This window comes from Gracilimonas sp., from assembly GCF_035704785.1.
GTDB lineage: Bacteria > Bacteroidota > Rhodothermia > Balneolales > Balneolaceae > Gracilimonas.
In genome coordinates, this window is the sequence record NZ_DASSWP010000112.1 from 1 (window position 1) to 4,336 (window position 4,336).

Sequence of the window (4,336 nt, forward strand, 5' to 3'; positions counted from 1 at the left end):
TAGATGAGCTTAGGCCACAAGGCTTTGATACAGATCTAAGGATCTGGACACGGGGTGTAAACACAAAGTTGTTCTCACCTGAAAAAAGGGATGAGGAATGGCGAAAAGAAATGGGATTTAGTGAAGATGATATTGTGGTCACTTTTGTATCGAGGTTAGTTTGGGAAAAGGAACTGGATACATTTCGGCACAGCGTGCAGCAAATAGCAGCCGGTAATAACAAAGTAAAACCACTGGTTGTTGGCGACGGGCCCGCAAAAGAAGAATTACAGGAATTAATGCCTGAGGCTTGTTTTACAGGTTTCCTGGAGGGGAATGAACTGGCGAAAGCATATGCAAGCAGTGATGTATTCCTGTTTCCATCTCATACCGAAACTTTCGGGAATGTGACTTTAGAAGCTATGAGCAGTGGTTTGCCTTGCCTGGTAGCAGATGCCACGGGCAGTAAATCGTTGGTGGAAGACGGTATAAACGGGTTCTTGGCGGAACCTGAGAACAGATCAGATTTTGCGAAAAAATTATCTTTAATAGTTTCAGATAAACAGCTGCGAGAAAAAATGAAAAAAGCATCCCGCCAAAAAGCCCTGCAATATGAATGGGATGAGATCAACGGAAAGTTATTGGATAATTATCGTGAGGCACTGAATTTACCGGAATCAAAAGAATATTTTTAACTGAAAGAACCACATGAAAGTAGTTGATGTAGCAGAATTTTATACAGATCAGGGTGGAGGGGTAAAAACCTATATCAATCAGAAGCTGAAATTTGGCTCCGAAATGGGACACGAAGTAGTAATTGTTGCTCCCGGGGAAGATTGGGGAGAAGAAGAACGCTTTGGTGGAAGGGTTATCTGGGTAAAAGGCCCCAGGCTTCCTGTTGACTGGCGATATCATATTTTGTGGAGAGAAAAAGCAGTGCATCAAATTTTGGATCGTGAAAAGCCGGATGTTGTGGAAGGCTCTTCACCATGGACCGGAGGTTGGTTTGCAGGGCGATGGAAAGGTGATGCAGTTAAAACTTTTATTTTTCACCAGGATCCTGTGGCTGCATATCCGCATACTTTTTTGGGAAATATAGTTGGTTTTGACAGGGTGGATAATTTTTTCGGGTTTTACTGGAAATACTTGAGGAAACTGAGCGGAAAATTTGATGCGACTATTGTCAGCGGAAGCTGGTTAGCGGAGCGTATTGAGAAATATGGGGTAAAGAATCCAATCCCTGTTCCATTTGGAATAGATAAAGACTTTTTCTCGCCGACCAGACGGGATGAAAAACTTCGAGCTAAACTTTTGGCAGATTTTGGCCTCCCGGAAGATGCTCACTTAATGATCGCTATCAGTCGCCACCACCCCGAAAAAAGACTGGGTACTGTAATTGATGGGTTCAGTGCCGCAGCGAAAGAAAGTCCAATGGGATTGATGATCTTTGGAGATGGCCCCATTAATAAATATGTGAATTATAAGGCAGGAAAATCAGATCATGTAAAAGTGATGGGATTTACAGAAAACAGAGATCAACTAGCTGATATTCTTGCTTCATCAGATTATTTTGTTCATGGTTCCTCTGCAGAAACTTACGGAATTGTGGTAGCTGAAGCGGTATGCAGCGGACTACCAGTAGTTGTACCCCAAAGAGGAGGGGCGGCCGATATCGCAAATTCTAAAATGGGAAAAACATATAAGACCGGAGATTCAGGTTCATTTAAGGAATCCATTTTAAAAATAATCAAAAAAGACAGGGATAAACTGGTTCAGGCTGCTAAAGAAGCAGCTGAAAATGATATTATTAAAATGGAAAAACATTTTCGAATGTTATTCGAAACTTATCAAGATCTATTGGATAAGAAGCAGGGGTAGATCATCGGTTTTTAATGATCTTTCCCTATGATGAGAAAATTGATTTGTGATTCAGTAGCAGACCAATAAATTTCTTATCTTCGAAGCTATAATTGTAATCTATATGACAAGCCGGTAGTTAATACTATCTTTTCCGAAATTTGATCGAAAAATAATACTGGTTATATTTTAATGTTTATTCAGAATATTTTTTAAGGAATCAGCGAATGGCCGATAATAAATCCAGCGCCACAAAATCAGATATTTTTTCCAAAGCTTTCAATTTTACGAAAGCGGATGAAGTGAAAGAAATGGGGCTTTATCCCTACTTCAAACCCCTTGAAGCAACTGATGGTACGGTTGTTGAAATTGAAGGCAGAAGAGTGATCATGGCAGGTTCCAATAATTATTTGGGATTAACCAATGATCAGCGAACCATCAAAGCTGCGCAAGAGGCACTAACCAAATACGGAACGGGATGTACCGGTTCCCGATATCTGAATGGTACACTCGACAGCCACCTGGAGTTGGAAGAAAAACTCGCCAACTTTATGGGTAAAGAAGGGTGCGTGCTTTTTAGTACAGGGTATCAAACCAATGAAGGTTCTATCCAGACTATAGCTGATCGCAATGATATTATTTTCTCTGATAAGGATAACCATGCATGTATTGTAATGGGAACGTTGGCAGCCAATGCAAAAACAGTCCGGTACCAACATAATGATATGGATCACTTGAGAAAATTACTGGAACGGGCTGCACCTGATGCCGGGAAGATCATTGTAACGGATGGTGTTTTTTCCATGTCCGGAACACTGGCAAAAGTACCGGAGTTGGTGAAACTGGCTAAAGAATTTAATGCCCGGCTTTATTTGGATGATGCTCACGCTGTTGGTGTTATTGGAAAAGGCGGCCGTGGTTCTGCTTCAGTATTTGGACTAACAGACGAAGTGGATTTGATCAGTGGTACTTTCTCAAAATCATTCGCTTCTTTGGGTGGTTTCTTGGTAGGAGACCGGCCTGTTATTGAATATATCCGGCATAAATCTCCTGCTCATATTTTTAGTGCATCCATGCCACCGGCTAATGTAGCCACGGTGCTTAAAGCACTTGAAATTTTACAGGAAGAACCATGGAGACTGGAACGCCTTGAAGTAATTGCCGATTACATGCGCAAAGAACTTCGCGGGTTAGGCTTCAATGTATGGAGCAGTCAAAGCCCGATTATTCCCGTTGTAATCGGTGAAATGATGGATTGTTTCAAATTCTGGAAAGATCTGTTTGAAGAAGGCGTTTATACCAATGCGGTAGTTCCGCCTGCAGTACCACAAGGGCAGTCTCTGTTACGTACCAGTTATATGGCCAGCCATACCGATGAACACCTGGATCAGATCCTGGAAGCATTTCGAAAAGTTGGTTTAAAGCATGGTATTATAGATAGAAATGGCCACTCAACAACTGAATAAACTAATCCAGCGAAGGTTATATGAATAGTTCAGGAGTAACCATCGTTTCTACAACAGAAGAGAGAAAACGATTTACTGATTTCATATACACATTCTATAAAGATGCAGAGCACTGGGTGCCCCCTCTCAGAATGGATCAGAAAAAACTGATCGATACTAAAAAAAATCCTTTTTTTGAAAATGCTGAAATAGCTCTTTTTTTAGCGGAAAAGGATGATAAAGAAGTGGGGCGTATTGCCGCTATAGTAGATCATCGCTTTAATGAATTTCACGGCACAAAAACCGGCCATTTTGGCTTTTTTGAGTGCATAAATGATCATCATACGGCAAGTTTATTATTCCGGGTAGCTTCAGACTGGTTGAGAGACAAGGGGATGAATAAAGTAATGGGGCCGGCGAGCCCAAGCATGATGGATACGATCGGAGTTCTGATCGATGGTTTTGATAAAGACCCCTATATCATGATGCCATACAACTTTCCGTATTATGATGAGCTTATTTCAAATTGTGGTTTTTCAAAAGAAATGGATATGTATGCTTATATGGTAGATACTGAAACCGTTTCTTTAGATCGAATAAACCGGGCTATGGAAATTGTAAAGCATCGTGTGCCTGACCTTGAAATACGTCCGCTCAATTTGAAAGAAATGGATTCAGAGATCAAGACAGTAAGGGAGATCTTTAATCAGGCATGGAAAAAGAACTGGGGATTTATTCCTCTTTCTGAAAAGGAATTCGAAGCGGCCGGTAAAGATCTTAAAATGATCATTGATACTGATTTTGCCCATATGGCTGAGATCAAAGGAAAACCTGTAGGCTTTTCTATAGGCCTGCCGAATATAAATGAGATCCTGAAAACGATGGATGGTAGACTGTTTCCGTTTGGGATCTTTAAGTTGTTGTGGAAAAAAAGAAAGCTAAAAAGTCTTCGCACAGCCCTGATGGGAGTTTTGCCGGAGTACCAAGGCAAGGGAATCGATGCCTTACTGCACCATCGATCTATTCAAAACGGACTGAAGGGAGAGGATAAAACG

4 protein-coding genes are annotated in these 4,336 nt (G+C 41.2%); all 4 read left to right on the plus strand.

The window, feature by feature from the left end:
* A partial coding sequence (locus tag VFM80_RS06755) for a glycosyltransferase (RefSeq protein WP_395070827.1) occupies nt 1-674 on the plus strand: 674 nt, incomplete at its 5' end.
* A gap of 13 nt (nt 675-687) precedes the next feature.
* A complete protein-coding gene (locus VFM80_RS06760) occupies nt 688-1,857 on the plus strand; it encodes a glycosyltransferase (RefSeq protein WP_395070828.1) in 1,170 nt (389 codons plus the stop codon).
* Between the two features lie 206 nt (nt 1,858-2,063).
* Entirely contained in the window at nt 2,064-3,302 is a 1,239-nt protein-coding gene (locus VFM80_RS06765; RefSeq protein WP_395070829.1) for an aminotransferase class I/II-fold pyridoxal phosphate-dependent enzyme, read from the plus strand.
* A 20-nt stretch (nt 3,303-3,322) separates the two neighbouring features.
* The coding region (locus VFM80_RS06770) for a hypothetical protein (RefSeq protein ID WP_395070831.1) at nt 3,323-4,336 on the plus strand (1,014 nt) is incomplete at its 3' end.